This window comes from Pedobacter sp. FW305-3-2-15-E-R2A2, assembly GCF_038446955.1.
Classification (GTDB): domain Bacteria; phylum Bacteroidota; class Bacteroidia; order Sphingobacteriales; family Sphingobacteriaceae; genus Pedobacter.
Genome location: NZ_CP151803.1, coordinates 3,596,019 through 3,614,438, shown reverse-complemented (window position 1 = coordinate 3,614,438; position 18,420 = coordinate 3,596,019). Strand labels below are relative to the sequence as shown.

General features: G+C 42.9%; 18 protein-coding genes. 13 read left to right on the top strand and 5 right to left on the bottom strand.

Features of this window, described 5'->3' with window-relative positions; genetic code table 11:
- Positions 1–2 precede the first annotated feature (2 nt).
- Together AAFF35_RS14335 and AAFF35_RS14330 are read left to right on the top strand one after the other, a co-directional pair.
- Positions 3–1,541 (top strand): serine/threonine-protein kinase, encoded by a 1,539-nt coding sequence (locus AAFF35_RS14335; protein WP_342333202.1) that lies wholly within the window; start codon positions 3–5, stop codon positions 1,539–1,541.
- Position 1,542: 1 nt separating this feature from the next.
- Positions 1,543–2,463, top strand: coding sequence for an NTF2 fold immunity protein (locus AAFF35_RS14330; RefSeq protein ID WP_342333201.1), 921 nt, complete (start codon positions 1,543–1,545; stop codon positions 2,461–2,463).
- A 38-nt stretch (positions 2,464–2,501) separates the two neighbouring features.
- On the opposite strand, the gene AAFF35_RS14325 is transcribed toward AAFF35_RS14330, so the two are convergent.
- A complete protein-coding gene (locus AAFF35_RS14325) occupies positions 2,502–2,963 on the bottom strand; it encodes a hypothetical protein (RefSeq protein ID WP_342333200.1) in 462 nt (153 codons plus the stop codon).
- A 93-nt stretch (positions 2,964–3,056) separates the two neighbouring features.
- On the opposite strand from AAFF35_RS14325, the gene AAFF35_RS14320 reads away from it, so the two are divergent.
- Entirely contained in the window at positions 3,057–4,418 is a 1,362-nt protein-coding gene (locus AAFF35_RS14320; RefSeq protein ID WP_342333199.1) for a hypothetical protein, read from the top strand.
- Between the two features lie 9 nt (positions 4,419–4,427).
- On the opposite strand, the gene AAFF35_RS14315 is transcribed toward AAFF35_RS14320, so the two are convergent.
- Entirely contained in the window at positions 4,428–4,922 is a 495-nt protein-coding gene (locus AAFF35_RS14315) for a protease (RefSeq protein ID WP_342333198.1), read from the bottom strand.
- 241 nt (positions 4,923–5,163) lie between these two features.
- Between AAFF35_RS14315 and AAFF35_RS14310 the strand changes: the two genes are divergently transcribed.
- From AAFF35_RS14310 to AAFF35_RS14295, 4 genes are all read left to right on the top strand, one after another.
- Complete coding sequence (locus AAFF35_RS14310; RefSeq protein WP_342333197.1) at positions 5,164–6,561, top strand: glycosyl hydrolase family 18 protein; 1,398 nt, start codon at positions 5,164–5,166, stop codon at positions 6,559–6,561.
- A 236-nt stretch (positions 6,562–6,797) separates the two neighbouring features.
- The gene (locus AAFF35_RS14305; protein ID WP_342333196.1) at positions 6,798–8,789 is read left to right on the top strand and encodes a sensor histidine kinase; all 1,992 of its coding nucleotides are present in this window, start codon (positions 6,798–6,800) and stop codon (positions 8,787–8,789) included.
- A complete protein-coding gene (locus AAFF35_RS14300) occupies positions 8,779–9,414 on the top strand; it encodes a response regulator transcription factor (RefSeq protein ID WP_342333195.1) in 636 nt (211 codons plus the stop codon). Before AAFF35_RS14305 ends, AAFF35_RS14300 begins: the two co-directional genes overlap by 11 nt.
- A 125-nt stretch (positions 9,415–9,539) precedes the next feature.
- Complete coding sequence (locus AAFF35_RS14295; RefSeq protein WP_342333194.1) at positions 9,540–10,016, top strand: hypothetical protein; 477 nt, start codon at positions 9,540–9,542, stop codon at positions 10,014–10,016.
- A gap of 101 nt (positions 10,017–10,117) precedes the next feature.
- On the opposite strand, the gene AAFF35_RS14290 is transcribed toward AAFF35_RS14295, so the two are convergent.
- The gene (locus AAFF35_RS14290; RefSeq protein ID WP_342333193.1) at positions 10,118–10,732 is read right to left on the bottom strand and encodes a competence protein; all 615 of its coding nucleotides are present in this window, start codon (positions 10,730–10,732) and stop codon (positions 10,118–10,120) included.
- Between the two features lie 167 nt (positions 10,733–10,899).
- On the opposite strand from AAFF35_RS14290, the gene AAFF35_RS14285 reads away from it, so the two are divergent.
- Positions 10,900–11,865: a hypothetical protein gene (locus tag AAFF35_RS14285; protein WP_342333192.1), complete on the top strand. Its 966-nt coding sequence runs from the start codon at positions 10,900–10,902 to the stop codon at positions 11,863–11,865.
- A gap of 6 nt (positions 11,866–11,871) precedes the next feature.
- Here the strand turns inward: AAFF35_RS14285 and AAFF35_RS14280 are convergent, their stop codons facing one another.
- Complete coding sequence (locus AAFF35_RS14280) at positions 11,872–13,740, bottom strand: tetratricopeptide repeat protein (RefSeq protein WP_342333191.1); 1,869 nt, start codon at positions 13,738–13,740, stop codon at positions 11,872–11,874.
- Between the two features lie 202 nt (positions 13,741–13,942).
- Here AAFF35_RS14280 and AAFF35_RS14275 point away from each other — a divergent pair, with 202 nt between their 5' ends.
- The 4 genes from AAFF35_RS14275 to AAFF35_RS14260 are packed head-to-tail and all read left to right on the top strand — an operon-like array spanning position 13,943 to position 16,565.
- Positions 13,943–14,896 (top strand): SPFH domain-containing protein, encoded by a 954-nt coding sequence (locus tag AAFF35_RS14275; protein ID WP_342333190.1) that lies wholly within the window; start codon positions 13,943–13,945, stop codon positions 14,894–14,896.
- Positions 14,897–14,904: 8 nt separating this feature from the next.
- The gene (locus AAFF35_RS14270) at positions 14,905–15,153 is read left to right on the top strand and encodes a hypothetical protein (protein WP_342333189.1); all 249 of its coding nucleotides are present in this window, start codon (positions 14,905–14,907) and stop codon (positions 15,151–15,153) included.
- Positions 15,154–15,156: 3 nt separating this feature from the next.
- Positions 15,157–15,984: a hypothetical protein gene (locus tag AAFF35_RS14265; RefSeq protein WP_342333188.1), complete on the top strand. Its 828-nt coding sequence runs from the start codon at positions 15,157–15,159 to the stop codon at positions 15,982–15,984.
- A gap of 11 nt (positions 15,985–15,995) precedes the next feature.
- Positions 15,996–16,565, top strand: a complete 570-nt coding sequence (locus AAFF35_RS14260; protein WP_342333187.1) for a DUF6620 family protein — start codon at positions 15,996–15,998, stop codon at positions 16,563–16,565.
- Between the two features lie 3 nt (positions 16,566–16,568).
- Here the strand turns inward: AAFF35_RS14260 and AAFF35_RS14255 are convergent, their stop codons facing one another.
- Entirely contained in the window at positions 16,569–17,003 is a 435-nt protein-coding gene (locus AAFF35_RS14255) for a hypothetical protein (protein WP_342333186.1), read from the bottom strand.
- A gap of 238 nt (positions 17,004–17,241) precedes the next feature.
- On the opposite strand from AAFF35_RS14255, the gene AAFF35_RS14250 reads away from it, so the two are divergent.
- Complete coding sequence (locus AAFF35_RS14250; RefSeq protein WP_342333185.1) at positions 17,242–18,414, top strand: helix-turn-helix domain-containing protein; 1,173 nt, start codon at positions 17,242–17,244, stop codon at positions 18,412–18,414.
- The last annotated feature ends 6 nt before the right edge of the window (positions 18,415–18,420 follow it).

Here is an 18,420-nt window from a genome sequence, read left to right as displayed (position 1 = left end):
CCATGAGCAAAATATTTACCATAGCAGAGGGATTAGAGAATATGGGTGCTTTACGCACCGGCGGACAGGGTTCTGTTTATAAGGGTAAAAGAATGGGCACCATTATTACCGCGGTGAAAATCATACCTACTCCTATCCATTCTGAAGATACAGAAGATAAAAACTACAGGAACTTTAAAAACGAAGTGGAAAAGCTGGAGAAAGTAAACCAGATTCCGAATCCAAATGTAGTGAAGATCCTGAATTCCGGGCTAACAGAAAGCGGATCATTTCCTTTCATAGAAATGGAATATATCGAAGGGCCAGACCTGGAAGATTTGCTGAAACCACCACATAGTCCGGTATTCACCATCCGGGAAACGATTAAGCTGGCAGAACAGCTGTCCAATGCTTTAGCACATTGCCATAAGGTAGGCGTTAAACATGGAGACATCAAAAGTAACAATGTAAAGTTCAATGTGTATACGGGCAATTATATCCTGCTTGACTTTGGACTAGCGATCATGTCTGATGAACAGCGAAGAAGCAGTGTGAGACATGCGGGTGCGGTAGAATTTATGGCGCCGGAACAACATGATGGAGAAATGTTCTTCCAGACGGATGTCTACAGTTTCGGAGTAATCCTCTTTGAACTTCTTGCGGGTACTGTTCCTTTTCCTTTGATCAATAAAGCGGAGAGCTCGCGCAATTCAGTCATGCTTTCTCATATGGAAAAGCCAGTGCCGGATTTATTAAGCCTTCGCCGCAACCAATTGCCGGAAAGCTGGTCTCCGGCAGTGCGTGATTATGAAATGAAAGTGCCGGTATGGCTGCTAGACCTGATCAAAAGATGCCTGGAGAAAGCGCCGGAAAAAAGGTTTGCCAATGGCGAGGCTTTACATGAGGCCATCGCCCGCAACAATATAGAAAACATGGCGATACCCCCTGCAGCACCAGTAGCTCCTGTTGCTCCGGTATATACGCCGGCAGTGGCTGAAAGCCCTTCTAATGTGGTCAGCGTGTCAAAACCATTGTTTATCCTGATGATCCTTGCATTGGTAGGCCTGACGGCATTTACCGGATATGCATTATTGTTTAAAGATCAGATGGATAAAGATAAGGCAAATGCAGCACTGCATAAAGACAGTGTAACGGTTTCAAAACCTGCTCATGAAGTTGTAGATACCATGCCTGAAACCGACACGACCAATATCGTGAAACCAATTATATTGGATACTACAGAACAACAAACAAATGTAGACTCCCTGCAAAAGGAATATGAGCGGCAAATGGGGCTCGATAAACCTGTTGCTAAAAAGGAAACCAATGTAGACGCGGTCATCGTAAGTGAAGGCAAAAAGTACAAATTGCCAAAAACAGCGATCTATTTCTATGATTCCCCTACCGTAGATGCCCCAAGACACGGCGTTCTAGGTCTATGGGTAAATACGAAGTTTACAGTCGTAGATGAACAGAATGGTTTTATCTATGTCACACATAAAGACAATGATGGTCAGGTAACTAAAGGATGGTTAAATAAGAACGATCTGAAAGAGCAGTAAAATGAGCAGCCTTCAATTTAAAGACAGAAGCTTTACAGCAGAAGAGATCAAAGAAATTGCAGCGCAGACAAAACTGCTGGGACTTTCCTTTCAAAACTGTCCGATTACAGATGAAGACATTGCCCAGCTTTGCGAATTGCCAAAACTGGTAAATTTATCATTGGAAGATACAGGCATTACGGATTTGTCATTGGAATATTTATCCAGGCTCCCTTCCCTAAAGTACTTGTTCATCACGGGAGCCGATCTCAATGGATCTGGTTTCAAATCATTTGAAAACAATAAAAAGATCGATTGTATCTGGGCATCTAATACGAAACTCAATGACGAAGGCCTTCGTTTGCTGGCGAACATCCCTAAATTGGGTATTGTCCGCATTCCGGATACTGAGGTAACCTTCGAAGGTTTACTTTCCGTGGCTCATAATCCACGGATAAAGGTGGTTACCGGTGATTTGTTCAGTCCGGAACAAATGGCTCAGTTTGAACAGGAACAAAGAGAACAGGCAAAATCAAAAAAGACCTTCATTCCGGGAGAAGTTGAAAAAGCAAAGACCGTGCTCCTCTCCTTTTTTCAGGCAATGACAGAATGGGAAAAGTCTGCAGAAGAATCCTCCTCAGGACCCCGGCCATTTGCCCCAGACCTTCAGCCCAAATGTGAAGCGATATTTAACCAGTATTGTACTGCCAAAACCAGGATAGGATACAGACCCACAGGTTTATCCTTCTCCGGAGGTCCGGATTATACCTATGGAACGCAACAATTTATAGATGTGGAACAGCCTTCAAAAAACAAAATCCTTTTTTACACTAAAAATCATATAGACTTTCAATACCGCTATATTCTCGTAAAAAAAGAGGGCGACTGGAAAATAGAGGAGTGTCAATGGCATTCTGCAGGCTGGAAGAAGTACGGATTGTAAAGCGGTTTATTTGTTTTTTTTATTGTCCAGGTGTTGAATTACACAAGCGTCTGCGATTTTAATGATTTCCTTCCGGCTTTAAGCTTATTCACTATGCATCCTGATACCGCCTTTTTTTCCGAAGCGCTAAAGCCTTCGGGCATCATGCTCAAGGTCTCTTTTTTTAAAGTTTTTTCATTATCGGCATTCCAGGGATATAAGACATTTAGTTTGACCGACTTTCTACATTCAATACCTATTTTTTCACACAGTTCTAAAAACGCAGCGTTGCTTGTTTTAACACCATTTGGATACCTTGCTTTAAGTTTGCTGATTAAACAGTCTTCCAGTTTTCTTTTCTCCCCTGCCGAAAGGTAGGAAGATTTAAAATGCTTTCTAAACTCCCTGGATACAATTTGCTCATTTTCAGGCGTCCATTTGAATGCTATTGATGAGGATTGTGCCTTCATAGTATCTGAAAGCAGGAATGTTAAAACGATGGTGAGGAGCATTGATTTCATCCGGCAAAACTAAGTATAGTATTTCATTTTCACCCAAGGTATTATCGCCGCGTTTAAATAATTATATTATTTTTACGACTCAATCTAATTGATATGGATAAAGCGCTCTGGAATACGATCGAAAAATATGACCTCGATGATCCAATCAGTGAATATGGTTTTTCTACCCGCCTGCAGAATGAAAACTTTTGGACCAGCAACTTTACAAAGGAGGCTATTCTTGAGTATAAAAAATTCATGTACCTCGCTGCATCAACGGATTTCATGGTTTCTCCGTCAGAGATTATAGATACAGTATGGCATCAACACCTGATCTTCAGTACTTCTTACGATCAGTTCTGTGCGCTACTGGGAAAGAAAATTGAACATATTCCCTCCAGCCATAATGATACGGACTTTGAAAGATTTCAACTGGCTAAGGAAAGAACCAAAAAGGCATACCTGAATTTCTTTGGTGAACAACCAAGCTCCATCTGGGCGTATACGGATATTTATCAGCCGCTTCAACTCCCAAAGTATAAACTCAGAACTTCAGGGTTTATTTACCGGTTATTTTTGATCCTTCTGACCGTTATCATTTCCTGCTATGGTCTGCTTAAGCTTTATCCCCTCATTGATAACCCCTATTTTATGATAGGCTATTTGTTTTTATTGGCAGTGGGATTGATCAGTCTGGAGCGGTACAACAGAGGCCGCCTTTTGGCCTTACTGAATAGCTGGCCAAAAGATGTTTTTATATTCAATTTGTCGCCTTCGGAATTGGTTTATGCAGAATATCAGCAGCTATCTCATATCGTACATGGCGTAATCAGTAATTTAATTCTTAAGGAATCGATTCGGATATTACCAGACGAAAAACTAAGCTTAACTGAAAACCATAAAGTAGAAAATGTACAGGAATTCAGTAGCCTGCAGGCACTAAAGAAAAGCGGCCCCTCAAAGTACGAACAACTGTTGAACAGGCTGATACTAAAGCCGGGATTCAATATTACCGCAAGAGCAATCAACGGTTTTAATAAATACCTGAGAAAGTCCGTTTTTTTTGTGCGGCTGAACAATGTAAATGTCATGGCTCTGTTTACGCTCTTTTTTCTGGGTCTGCTAAGGGTATATACAGGAAGTAGGAATGAAAAACCAATTGTTTTGCTGGTAACCATTTTAATCGCTTACCTGGTATTCATCATCTATTATATCAGACGGTTAAGGACTCTGTTCAGTACTAAAATATTACCGAAATTCTACGAGAATCAGCTTCGGGCATCACCGGATGATAACCCTCAATGGGATTATTTCCTGCTGGGAACCGCTTCTTTAGTACCTTTTTTAATTCCTATAGTTGAAAGACGAAGGGAATCCGGAGCCGATGCAGGTTCAGACGGAGGAAGTTCCGGTTCAAGTGATGGAAATTCCTGTGGCAGCTCCTGCGGTTCTTGCGGCGGATGTGGTGGGGATTAATCCCCAGGCCTATTTACCATATTCAAAAACAACACTATCCTTTACCACTAAACCGCTCATGTTCTGCCCGGTATAAACAATGCTATATTTCCCTGCTTTTTTGATTGGGTAAGCTTTTAACACATCCACATCTACGGAAAGACTATCGCCAGGATTCAGTTTCAGATAACTATCTGCCGGAGGAGGCATTATTCTTTTGGCCATAGGCCCCTGGTACCCTACTTCTGTCCCATTTTCGTCTTTCACATCCAGATACTTACTCATTAGTGGCTCAAACGGCGTATGCCATTTACAGAATTGCTTTACACTGTCTGTCTGGTTATAAACCGTAAATTTCAATTTCACAGCGCCTCCTTCTTTAATCTTTTCATCGATGCGCATCCTGGCGAAAAACTCTTTTTCAGCAGCAGGCTTTGCTGCATTAGAATTAGGTACTCTGGTATTTTGACTACAGGCAGATAACAACAGAATTGCTGCAGATAATATAGGAATGATCTTTTTCATGCTATAAATGTATTCATTCTGCGGAGATTTATTGGAATGATTTTATGGCGCATCATCAATTTTAAACAGACCTACACTTTTCCTGCTTAAATCCATAAATAACAGGGAATAGATTGTATTTCAAGCGTATTGCGTTTTATCTTAATTTTACTTCATAATTAATCTAACCTAAATTTATTTTTGTTTTATGAGTTTTATTGTTTTAAATTAATGTTAAATCCCTAACATAAATTCAAATATCATGAAAACAAAAAATCAATTAAGGTCTATTTTATTACCTGCACTGTTGCTACTGTGCCTGGCCTCCTGTAAAACCAAACAAGCGGACTTTGCTTCGCCCGAAGATCAGAACAGGAATTCAAAACAGTCGGCGGTTCAAGCCATCGCTGCTGCCGATTTCAAGGTGATAGGTTATGTACCTTCCTGGGCAGGAGAAGTAAGCCAGATCCAGTTCAGTAAACTTACCCACATTAATTACGCTTTTATTCTTCCCACCAATTCAGGTGGTTTTCAGGCTTTAGAAAACCCATCCAAGCTTCAGGCCTTAGTCTCAGCAGCACATTCCAATAATGTAAAAGTGCTGGTCTCTGTAGGCGGCTGGAACAATGGAAACGACAGTGCCTTTGAATCCTTTGCTGCAAGCGCCGGCGGACGTACCAATTTCACCAATAACGTCGTCAGCCTTGTCAACCAGTACGGATTAGACGGGATCGACATCGATTGGGAATATCCCGACAACGGAAGTTCGGCAAATAATTACTCCCTGCTAATGCAGCAGCTCAGTACAGCAATGCACAATATGGGAAAATTGCTTACTGCCGCAGTGGTTTCTTATAATGGCGCAAGTATCCAGAACAACGTGTTTGGATACGTAGATTTCCTGAATATCATGGCTTATGATGAAAGCGGGGCCAACCATTCCACTTATGACCTTGCCGTACAGTCTCTGAATTATTGGAAAGGAAGAGGGCTTCCTGCTGGCAAGGCCAATCTGGGCGTACCATTTTATGGCAGATCGGCAAATGAATATGTAGACTACAAGACAATCCTGTCGAGAGGCGGAAGCGCCAACTCTGATTCCTTCTCCGGAATAGGTTACAATGGGATCCCGACTATTAAAAGCAAGACCAATCTGGCCTTTGATCAAGGTGGTGGCATCATGATCTGGGAATTGTCGCAGGATGCGACGGGTGGAAATTCACTCTTGACGGCCATTAACCAGGTGGTACTTTCCAGGACAGGAAACCCAGGCGGAAACATCCCTATCGGATCAACGGTTACCTTAAAAGGCTTTAATGCAAAATATGTGAGCGGCGAAAATGGCTTGCAGGCCATGACCTGTAACCGGACCACCGCCTCTCCTACGGAAACCTTTACCGTTATTGATGCAGGGGGCGGAAAAATAGCGCTGAGAAGTAAAGGCAAATTTGTTTCCTCGGAAAACGGAAATGCAGCGATTACCTGTAGCCGTACGGTAATGGGCGACTGGGAGAAATTCGACTGGGTAGCCAATGCCGATGGCAGTGTTTCTTTCAGAGGAAACAATGGAAAATATATCTCCTGCGAAAATGGGACTCAGGCCATGACCTGCAACCGAACCACGATTTCCGGATGGGAAGCTTTTCGCATCAATCAATAAATAAGAAATCCTTGTTTACGACGAAAGCCCTGTTATGGGCTTTCGTCATGAACTTCCTAAAAAAGAAAGTCCATCACCTATTTCTGCACTGATCTAATCCTGTTTTGGTTGAATCAAAAATACAGTTAATCATCAGCTATACAATACCCAATAACAATGGTTTTGTACTACCTGCTTCCAGGTATTTTTAATATGGAAATCCGCATTTTTGGAAATCTTCCATATACTTGTATACTATGCCTAAATACATCCCTGTCTTTCTAATGTTGCTCATGACCATGATGTGGTGTAGCGGACAGGTGCCTTTAAATGAACGGTTTTACCTGGATAGTTTAGCGAAAGAGCGCCATACTGCTGCAACAGATAGCATCAAAGCGAGGGCGAACTTCGAATTGTCGCAATTCTGGGCTCATAAAGACAGCCTCAGATCTGGGAAATACCTGGAACAGGGAAAAAAACTGGCTCATCGCTACCCCTATTTAAAAATCATCGCCCAATACTACGAGGCCTATCTGATTGTTCAGACGCAGCAGAATAAGAGTGAGAAAATGTACAGAAATGTGGAAACAATGCTTCGTGCTTATCCAACAAAAGACGCCAGTTTATTCAGGGCAAAGGCATGGTATCAATATGGAATTATACAGTTCAAGAAAGACAATTACGACGTACTCACCGATATTGTATTTAACAAATGTATCCCCCTGGCCAGGAAGGCGGAAAACAAAAATTTTATTGGAACGAGTTATTTAATGCTCGCCAATATTTTCAAGAATTCAGGTCAGTTTGCGAAAGCGGAAACCTATTGTTTAAAAGCAATTGGCTTTCTGAAAAATAAAGAAGCTACTTCCGCTGAGCTGATCATTGCTTACCATACCCTGGCAGAAAATTATACCCAATCCGGTCAGAACCCCAAGGCAAGCGTCATATTGGAGGAGATCCGGAACCTGTTGGCACCCTACCCTGAATCAGAATACCTATTGGACTATTACGCTGCGGAAGGCCTCTATTTTACAGTAGGTGATCAATTTAAAAAAGCTCTGGCAAGCATTGAAAAAGGAATCGTCTTATCGGAAAAACTAAAGATCCCCTATAAAGAACAACGCCTGCTGCTTCAGAAATTCTACGCGAGTTACTATATTAAAGATTTTGAGCAAGCCAGATCGGTATTGGAATACCTGATGAAGAAACCTCCGATGATGAAGCTGTCGGTGAACAGGTTACAGCTTTATCATGGCATGGCCATTACCTATAAAGGCCTTGGGAAAATGACTTTGGCCTACGACTGGTTGGAACGTTACAGCAAGCTCAGCGACAGTGTCGCCCAGGGCAAGCTGAAAACTGAAGTTCATGCCCTGGAGTTAAAGTATAAAGACACAGAAAAACAAAAAGAGATCAATGAACTGAAAGCCAATAATATCCAGTCGGCATTAGCGGCCAAAAACAACCGGCTGATTAACTGGCTATTGGGCGCCGTAAGTCTGTTCCTATTGGTCGCAGCTGCATTTTCGTTCCTGTACTACCGCAACAACAGAAAGCTGCTGGCCCAGAAAGAACTGAGTTACAGGCAACACCTGAATGAACTGGAACAACAACAACAGCTTCAATACAGTCAGGCTATGCTGGAAGGAGAAGAACAGGAACGCCGCAGACTGGCCAGAGACCTGCATGATGGACTGGGTGGAATGCTGGCCGGAGCAAAGATCAACCTCTCCGGACAACTCGAAAACCCACGCTCTGAAAATCAAAAGGAAGACCTGCAGAAAATCATTGGACAGCTGGACAATTCGGTCACTGAACTGCGCAGAATTGCCCACAATATGATGCCGGAGAACCTGCTCAATTTCGGATTAAAAACGGCCTTGAAAGATCTTTGTGAAACACTGATGACCACAAGAACAAAAATCGAATTTCAGGCATTGGAGATTGATGGACCTATTCCAGAGCAGACTCAGATTAACATTTACAGAATCGTGCAGGAGATGCTGGCCAATGCGATCCGCCATGCGGAGGCCACAAAAATCCTATTGCAGTGCAGCAGAAACAACGACATGTTCTTCATTACTCAGGAGGACAATGGCAAAGGCTTTGAACTGAATTCAGGGCATACAGAAAACGGAACAGGTCTGAAGAACATCAGGAACAGAGTGGGCTTCCTAAAGGGAAAAATAGAGATAGAATCAACAATTAATGAAGGGACTGTTATTAATATAGAATTACATGTGGACTAACAATGCAACATTAGCAATCGTAGACGATCACCTGATTGTCCTGGAAGGACTTCAACGGTTATTGACAGACCTGGAGGGGATCGAAATCTCCGGCTGTTTTACCCTCGGCACCACCTTTATCGCTTTTCTGAAGGAAAACAAAGTTGATGTTGTTTTACTCGACATTACCCTCCCCGATGCCAATGGCATTGAATTGTGTAAGGAGATTAAAAAGATCTCCCCAAAAACACATGTGCTTGCTTTGAGTAACCACAGTCAACGCAGTATGATCCTTCAGATGTTACAAAATGGCGCCACAGGTTACATGCTTAAAAACATCTCTTCAGAAGAATTAATCACTTGTATCAACGAAGCACTTCAGGGACGGATCGCCTTTAGCAATGCGGTCAGGGAAATCATGGCGCAGCCTACCTTAAACGAGCTCGACACCCCTGCCCAGCTGACCAAAAGAGAAAAAGAGATCTTATGCCTGATCTCGCAAGGGCAAACGACACCGGTCATTGCCAAAAGCCTGCACCTGAGTCCGTTAACGGTAGAGACCCATCGCAAAAATCTCCTGCAGAAATTTCAGGTTAAAAATGTAGCATCACTTATTAAAGCGGCTATGGATCAGGGTCTTGTGTAGCGGAAATAGGGCTAATACCTGAAAACAGGTAGAAATAAAGCCATGTTTTCAGGTATTGTGAGGAGCTTGAATACCCGGTATTTTTGAGGTAAGAACCAGTATTAAACCTCTAAAATAAAACCAACATGAAAATTATTCCGATGATGTGTTTCGCACTGATCATATTTGGTGGCACATCGCTTAAAGCACAGGGCGTATTCGACAAAATTGATAAAGCATTAAGCAAGGTAGATAAAGCATCAAACGCGGCAGACCGCACTAAAGGTACAGGCGATAAATTGTTAGGCTTCTTGTCGAAAAAGAAGAAAACAACGGAACCTGCTGCCCCGGTAACAGGCGGCACCACCATCACCCTCAATGGGGTCGACTTTATGACCTTGAAAGCGGTCAATGAAAACATTCAGAAATGTACAGGTGTAGAAAGCACCAAAATTAAATATAGTGCCACAGGCTCTACCATCGATGTTCAACATACGGGCACTTCTGAAGAGCTCTTACAACTCATACAAAAATCAGCTGCCAAAGATACTTTTGCAGATAAAAACCTGGAGGGTTTGGAAGATGGAAAAATAGCCGTTACCGTCATTAAAAAGAAACAATAAACCGCGCTCCCGGTTAAGAATCGTTTCAATTTTTGCTTGAGCCGTATGCTCTTTTCGTACCTTCTTTATCATGGAAATACCTGTCCGCTCCACATCTGAGCTCAGAACACGTATCGTTCAATAAACGATTTTCTCGGAATGATGTGCAGATAAGCATAATCTCCGGACAGTTGTCTTCGCTGTTTTAGCTGGTATAAGAAGTGGCCACCCAAATCCACAATGATGGGACATTTTGCTTCAAACCATACGCGATGCGGGTGTTTCCAGCAAAATGAATAATAGTAAGAGGTTAAAGGAACCCCTTTAATCTCCGGATGATAGAAATTTAAAACCTTCGGCTTCTCCTGAGCGAGGTCCGACTTGCGGATCATGGAAAGGTGATCACTATGGCAAAACTCATAGGCAGAAAGCCGGGGATCATCTACATCCGGCAAGCTTTTAAGGATCCGGAATCCTTTAAACTTCTTTCCGTTGAGGATCCAAACAAGGTTTGGATAAAAAGCCTCCCTGCTCCTGAGTTCCTCCATAGAAATCGGAGAATTCTGAAACTCCAGCGTCGTTCCACAGGGCGTGTGTACATCAGCCCGGTGAAGCTCGCCAAAGGTCGCATCCACAAAACTGACTTCCCTGAAAGCCGGAGGAAATGCTTTCTTCCAGTTGCGGTGCCAGGGTGTTTCTCCAGGATAAAACCTCAATAAAGGAGAATTAGATTCCATATTATAAACTCAATCGAATTTTAGCAAAAACAAAATTATACTAATATAGTTAGTAACCAAAAATTATATATTATTCTCGGAATTTTATTTAGTATCTTGAATTTTTTACTAATTAAACTAGCTTTGCATATAACTCATCATTCCTTAGATTAAAAAAATAACAAATAATGAAAATCCTATCAAAACTGTATTGTCTGACCTTTTTGTTTACTGTACTAAGTACGGTTACTAAAGCACAATCTGCTCCCGGCTTATACCTAACCTACCTTGGTAATGACGGAGGGCCAAATTTTATCAATTATTGGAAAAACGGGCAGGTCATCAAATTAACTGATGGAAAGACCTTCGCTGAAGCTTTAGACATTGTGGTATCAGGCAATGACGAATACGTATCCGGATATGTAAATAACAGTGCAGGGGAACCTGTTGCGATGTACTGGAAGAACGGTAAAGCGATCGTACTCAGCGATGGTAAAACTTATGCAAAAGCACTCGCACTGGCCGTTTCGGGCCCAGATGTACATGTCATCGGAAACAATGGCTCTATTGCGATGTACTGGAAAAACGGGATTGCCACAAAAATGGGCGAAGACATCACGCTGACAGATATCTTCGTTGCCGGCCAGGAGGTATACATCTCCGGTTATCAGGTAGATGAAAACGGGGATTATGAAGCGACTTACTGGAAAAATGGAAAGGCAATAAAACTGGTCTCCGCTAACCCAGGTGCAGAAGCCAATGGGATCGCAGTTTCGGGAACAGACGTTTACGTAGCTGGTAAAGCCAGGGATAAAGAAGGGATAGAAATTGCCGTGTATTGGAAAAATGGAAAAGAAATCCTGCTCGCCAATGGAACAAGTGCCAAAGCGGTTTCCTTATCTGGTAATGATGTCTATTTTGCCGGGTTCGAAAGAAATGCAGAAGCGATCAATGTGATGGTAAGCTGGAAAAACGGACAGCCGACAAGATTAACAGATGGCAAAGAAAGTGCAGGGGTAAATGCCATGGCCGTATCTGGTCAGGATGTTTATCTGGTGGGTTATCTGGAAGGAAACCCTACTTACTGGAAAAATGGTAAGGCCGTATCTCTCAAGGATATTACGGGTCACCTCACCGGCATCTTCGTAAAATAAAGATCTTTAAGAGGGGCTTTTACCGAGTTGCTGGAGGAAAACATTCAGGTCATCTTCCTTCGAAAGCCCCAGCTTCTGCTTGATCCGGTAACGGCTCATCCGAACACTCTTGGCCTCTATATGCATCAGCTGCGCAATTTGCCGGGTATCCATGTGGAGGTGCAGGCAGGCACAGAACCTCAGATCAAGCGGGGTCAGCTTTTGCAGGGACCGCTCGGCTAGCAATCGGAAAAAGCTGGGGTGTAGTTGCTGGAGTTCTAGTTTTGCCTGTTCAAAGCTATTGTCCAGCATCGACTCCGACTTGAGTATTTTGTGCATATTGACCGGTTCACCTTCAGTTAATTGTGCTTTAATTTGGTGCAGCATTTGGTTTTTATGATCGAGTTGCAAGACATTGGCCATCACTTCTTTCTTCAACTGTTGCTGCTCTGCCTCCATTAAGCGCTGTTCTGCGATCAGCCTTGCCTGTGCTTCCCTTTCCAGCTTCACCTGTAGCTCCGAGTCCTGTTTTTCCAGCTGTAATTGCTTTTCCAATTGTAAGGAATATCGCAGCTTGAAATGGTAGGAACGGAACAAAAAGATCAGACCAACCAGGGATGCAAAGGCAATGCAGCCATATAGAACCGATTGTAAATGACGACTGCTTTCCCGCTCCTTCAGGACCAACATTTCATTGTTCTTTTTTTCCGTATCGTATTGTATTTCCAGTTTCTGCGCATTCGTTGCCTGCGTTTTGTCGAAACTCTTATTGTTGTATTCCGTGACCTGTTTTTGAAAACTCAATGCCTTTGCATATTCCCCTTTCTTCTCATAGCTGTCGGCCAGTGCCTGTACCACATTGATCAGGGTATGGTAAGTTGGATCTTTTTCCGTTTTCATAACCTCATAAGCCTGAAGAAGGTAACGTTCCATCAATCCCAGATCTCCTTCCCTCCTGGCATACTCACTCAGAATTCCCAGGCTGTTGGCAATGATCGACTGATTTCTCAAACTATTCTCCATGACCTTCCTTGCCTTATTTGCATATCGGATTCCATTACTTTTAGCCGATTGATCGCTTTCCGGAAAATATTTAAGGTAATAGCTCGCCATATTGATACAGGCTATCGCATAGGTATGATCAGCTACACGGCCAGGATATTGCTGATAAAGGGCTTCCGATTTATTCAGGTAAAATAAGACACTATCCAGATCAGCCACCTTTTTCGAAGCTGCATAATTGTATTCAAAAGCCACAGATAAACCGGTATAGGCATTACTTAATCCATTGTAATCCTTAGCTTTCAACGCATTCCCGGTCGCCTTTCTGGCGTATAAGTTGACTTTGGCTACATTGTTCCAGCCTGAATTTACCGCATAAAGCTGATAATAAAGCTTAGACGAAAGATAAGGATCTTCTGTTTTTTCCAGCGCTTTCAACCCCAACTGACAATGTTTTACCACTTCATCTGCATTCGATAAGGCCTTGTACAACAATGCCCGTCCATACCAGGCATAAGCCATGGCTTCAGGCTTATGCTGCTGACGTGCGATGACCATCGCGGAATCACTTGCTGTTTTCATGGCCGCAAACTGCTGAGTAATGGCATAGATATTAGTGAGTACTACATATGCTTTTACGGCCTCCGTATAATTGCGGGTCTTCAAAGCAAAGCGCACACTTTCCTTTCCGGTTCGTATTCCTGCCTGATCGTCTTTATTCAACCGGTATACTTCCGACAACCGGGTCAGTAATCTTGATTTTTCCGGAGGAGAGATAGAGGATTCATTCAGGGCGGTCTTTAGACTGTCGGATAAGACAGACTGCGCCGAAGCATTAAACAGAGATAAACAAAGGAAGCTGCAAATAAACAGTTTGAACAGGGAGGATTTCATAGCCTGAAATTAATACAAATAGATCAAAATTGATACAAAATGTAAATATCCTGGAAATCTGTAGACGTATTGTAGTCAGCAATTCCCCAATTCGTAGATGCAATGTAGGCTGCTGCGATAGGAAATAAATAAGACCTTTATAGCATACCCCCTTGCTGCCGCCAGGCCCCTACCTGGTGGTGGCTTTTTTAAACCCGGAAATATGACATTACCATTTTTAGAGGTTATTGAATCTGTAAGTCCACATCCAAATATGTTAATGTGGAAGTTTCCTGATGCAGATCAGGAAATTAAAAACGGTGCAGTATTGACGGTCAGGGAAAGTCAGCATGCGCTTTTATTGAATGAAGGCCAACTGGCCGATGTCTTCCCGGCAGGAAAACATATCCTGAAAACAGAGAACATTCCCCTGCTTTCCCGCCTGAAGGGTTGGAAATATGGTTTTGAAAGTCCATACAAAGCAGACATCTACTTTTTCAACACACATCAATTTATAAACCTTCGCTGGGGAACCCCGAGTCCGGTACTGATGAGGGACGAAAACTTCGGACAGGTACGCATCAGGGCCTATGGCAATTACAATATCCGCATCACCGACGTCGGCCTGTTCTTTAAAGAATATGCAGGCAGCTATCCCAACCTGGGCATTGCCGAACTGGAATTACAATTGCGTGATTTCATCGCTCCCAGATTTGCCGCAGTTTTAGCCGGAGCAAAGCTCGCAGTAATGGATGTTGCCGGCAATATTGCAGAATTGAATGAAAAGATAAAGCCTTTAATCCAATCCATTTTTACGGGATTTGGCCTTGAAATAACGCAGTTCAACGTCACAAGTGTGACTTTACCTGAAGAAGTGCTGCAACATTATGATAAAGTAACGGGCATGAATATGGTCACTGACATGGATAAATTCTCAAAATTTAGCATCGCCACTGCAATAGGCAATGAAAACAACGGCATGGCAGATGTGACCCGGCAAGGGCTGGCCATGGGAATGATCATGAACATCAACCCTTCTGCATCACTACCGCAAAAAGCAGGTCCGGGAGAAGACATCTCCGAAAGGCTCAAAAACTTAAAGGAACTGTTCAACAGGCAACTGATTACCGATGCCGAATATGCGGCCAAAAAAGAAGAATTGTTAAAGCTATTATAACAGGACCTATGGGCAATAAGGAGACAAAAAACACACGAAGCTATCTGGACCGGCTAAAACAACAGTCCCTGTTACAGGAAAACTACGGTGGAGAAATCAGATACGAAAAGGCTAAAATGCAGGTGCTGGATTGCCCGGAATGTGGTGCCGGCCGCGCTTTTTCGGATGGGCTTACCCGCTGTGCTTATTGTGGTTTTAAATTCATGGAAGTCAGCCTCAGTGATGGCATACATATTAAAAAGATAAACAACGCTTAGCTGATGTTTGGGTTCTTTAAAAACAAATACGATAACCCTGCCTTATTGGAGGAAATCAGACAAACCGAAGAAAAATGGTTTGCCTTTCTTGATAAGCTGGAAGCACGTCTTGAAGAACTGTGTTTAGCGGCTGTACCGGAACTGATCGCGGTATTTAAGGAAGACAGCGATCCTTATAAGCGTGCACACATCCGGATGCGAACGGGATTGATCGGACAGATCAACCAGATACGGCGGAAAGCAAATGACGCAAATGAAGAACGCATTATTCCTTTTATTTATAGATCTGGTACGGGTCTTCCAGATCTGATTTCCAGTGCCGGACGCAAATACCATGAGCGGCTCTACCATTTTAAAATGGCTTGTCTGCACCGGCATCAGCAATTTGAAGCAAAGATAAATGAGGGCATCGAACTGCTCATGGCTGCAGAAGGACAAAACGATCTGGAAGCGGCTTACCAGGAGCAACTGATTCAATTTGAGCGCATAAAGGATCAGTTTAGCTGTAAACAATGTGCGGCAAAGATGAGCATTCCAAAGATGTTTTACATTGCAGCCTATATCCAATGCCCATTCTGCCAGACGCAAAATACCTATACCCCTTCCACGGAAATGCAAATGGTATTTTATCAGGCCCGGAGCCTCGCCGAACAGCGAACAAAACATCTGCTTTTGATTTATGAGCAAAGCAGCCCCAAAAAGCCGGAACTCTACCGGCAATATTTACGTTCCATGTTTGATGAATGGAATAAAATAACACCCGATATGCGGGAAGAAAATGAACGTTTTTACCAGCGTTTATGGAATGATCACCTTATTAGTCAAACTTAAATATAGAAAACATGTCTGAGAATCCATTATTAGCACCTATTCACGGTATTACTTTAGAAGATTACAGCGCTGCATGCGCAAAGATGGGCAGCGGCCTGAGCGAAGACCAGGTTGCAAAAGCCCTGGGCGTAGAAATGCCGGTATGGCAGGAAGCCAATTTACTTTGGCAGGAACGCATGAAGGAAGATGCTACTTATCAGGTGGTTACGCTTTTTGGTCAGCATTTCGGTACGGCAGACCAACACCCTAAATTCAGTCAGCTACAAGCTGAGGTTTCTGCGGAAGCTTCAGGTTATATAGAGAAAATCAAAACTGATAAAGACTTCTATCAGGAACTGGAAGTTGCCAGACAGGTGGCTTATGATTATGGACTGGATGGCGCCAGCTGGATTGCGGACCAATATGGAATTTCTCTCGGTGATTTTCAAATCGCTGCTTCCTTATGGAATGAGCAGATTCACCGGGATATTGCGGCCGATTCCCAAAAATATATGCAGACGCAAGCTGCTTATAAGGAAAAGTATAGCCAAAAGTTTGCAAATGCCCAGGGTGGCAATGTAGCCGACGACATAGAATTTTAAAGCTCAATTACCTCCTCTTAACGCATGGTTAAGAACCGCACCAATATAACTGCCCCCTCTCTTGTTTACACTCGCGGTAATTAAGGGATAAGGGGCAATTGGTGGGTATCCCTTATCCGCCACAACGACAGGCAGGTGGTAAAACACATCCTGCTTATGTTCCAGATCAATGTCCCATTTCCCATGCAGGTTTTCGCGGAATGTTTCCCCAACATAACGGCTCACCAGATCTAAGGTATACTGATGCTCAGCCCTGAGCATCTCCTCTGTGGAGCTGAACTTGATCAGCAGCCACTCTTCCACGTCATTGATGGACTGCGGACTGTAATTGAGCTTCTTATTCGTTTCCCTTTCAAAAAAATCACCGAATTCTTCCAACTTATCTGACATTGCAAATAGCCATTCTTCGAAATCCTCCCTTGTTAAATTTGCCTCCATAACCTACCTGATGTAATGCCTTAGCTTCGTGCCAGAGCGTTATTGTAAGTTATGGATTAAATTTAGTTAAACGAACTAAATCGATAGTTTTGTCAACCCAAAAACAGGGAAATCCATCAGAGAGGCCTCAGCATCAGCCTATAGGCTTGTTCATTTTGTTCATTTTATCTCAACAGCACTACAGTTCATCTATCCCGAAATAAAAAGAGTTATATTTAATTACCTATGTGCCTGATATATGACACTCTCCCTCTTTTTCACCAGCATCAGTTGCTTTTTTCTCCTCGTCCTTTCCCTGCATTTATTTTTTGCAAAACGGGGAATCAGGTTACTCAACTACCTGCTCGCCCTCCTCTTGTTTTCAAGTTTTGGACAAGTCCTGATCTCCTTGTTGGTTCATTCAGATCAAAAAGCGACCTATCCGGTCTTATATCAGCTGTTTACGCCATTGTGGTACATCGCTCCTGCCTGTTTCTACCTGTATACGATCATTTTCATCAGGGGCAACCAACAGCTGCGTAAGTTCCAATGGTTACATTTTATTCCGGCAATTCTCGCCATTATCCATTTATCTCCCTGGAATTTAGCCCTTCCGATCAACTGGACCTTAATTGCAACCCAGATTGAAGAGAACAAACAATTGTTTATTACCGAAAGAACGGGCTTGTTTTCTGCCGCTTTCAGTTCCCTGTTCAGGCCTGTTCTGGTGGTCGTTTATCTGTCCTACACATGGTATACGGTGTTAAAGTCGAATATCCTGGATAAAAAGGCTGGCCATGCGGGTAGAAACTGGTTGTTGTTTTTCCTTAAAACGGGCACCTTTTTTCAACTGGCGGGTTTTCTCCCCTTGCTGTTCCAGACGATGAAGCTCCCATACAGCAATACCTTATTTATCTCCGCTGTTGGAACCATACTTTTAATCCTCATGATTTTTGTACTCCATCAACCGAGATTATTCTATGGCTATCTGTTCGTTTCGGTTAACCTGGACATGGAGCAGAAAGAGGTTAAACCTGAAATTCCGGCAATGATGAACACGATAAAAAAGATCAGTCTTTTGCCGCATCAGCTGGACAATTACTCCAATGCGATGAAGGAAGTGATGGAAACTAAAAAACCCTACCTGCTGGAAGACTTTCAGATCGTCGATCTGGCGGGAGCATTAAATATTCCTGTTCACCACTGTTCCTTTGTACTTAATAACCTGATCGGGAAGAACTTTCGCGACTGGATCAACGAATACCGAATTCATTCCTTCCTGGAACAATACCCTCTTAAAGCACAAAGAATGACGATTGAGTCGATTGCTCATGAATGTGGTTTTAAAAGTGTGGCCACTTTTTATAATGCATTTAAAAAAGAAACCGGCATCATGCCGACCGCCTATTTCTCTCAACAGAAGGTCTCTTAATCACCC